This window comes from Pseudomonas asuensis (assembly GCF_014646755.1).
Taxonomy (GTDB): Bacteria; Pseudomonadota; Gammaproteobacteria; order Pseudomonadales; family Pseudomonadaceae; genus Chryseomonas; species Chryseomonas asuensis.
Genome location: NZ_BMNW01000084.1, coordinates 1 through 719, shown reverse-complemented (window position 1 = coordinate 719; position 719 = coordinate 1). Strand labels below are relative to the sequence as shown.

Annotated in this window: 1 protein-coding gene; it reads right to left on the bottom strand. The window is 55.4% G+C overall.

What is annotated here, in order from left to right:
- A partial coding sequence (locus IEX86_RS24780; RefSeq protein WP_188868800.1) for a DDE-type integrase/transposase/recombinase occupies positions 1–701 on the bottom strand: 701 nt, incomplete at its 3' end.
- Positions 702–719 lie beyond the last annotated feature (18 nt).

The following is a 719-nucleotide window of genomic DNA, read 5'->3' as shown; positions in this document are numbered from 1 at the left end:
GGATGGAAGGGCTTGGTTAGCCGATGTTCAATGCCGTGCCGATAACAGATCACATCGAAAGGATGGGCCCGGTAGCGTTCAGTACCGATCTTCTTGGCAAATTGAATGCCGTTGTCGGTGAGTACCGTATGCACCTTATAAGGTAACGTCTTAAGCGTGGCCTCCAAAAAGTCGACCGCATCTTTGCGCATCATCTGCTCATGTAACTCGGCATAGACAAACTTCGAGGTGCGATCGATCGCCACAAAGAGATAGGCTCGGCCCTCTGCGGTACGCACCTCGGTGATATCGATATGCAGATAGCCCAGCGGATAACGTTTGAAGGCTTTCTTCTCACGTACCGGCTCAGCTGAGCGCGGGAGGTTACTAATGCCGTGTCGCTGGTAGAGCCGATGCAGGCCCGAGCGCGAAAGCCCCGGTATAAAGCGCTGCAAGGCATGCAGGCAATCGTCCAGAGGCAGCAACGTCTTCTGCCGGAACGCAATCGCAGCGGCCTCTTCAGCCAGAGTCAGGGAGGTCGAATGTGGCTCCCGAGGTCCCATGGGCTGATCTTCAACCGAGTCACGCTTACGCCACTTGATCACGGTCTTGGGGTTTAAGTTGTAACGCTTACTTAGCGTCGCGATCGAATCCTGCGATCGCTGTAACTCCGCTCGGATGGCGTGCGTGGTCGTGGCGCGTTTGTGTAGAACTTGAGCCATGGATCCTCCTCCGATAGA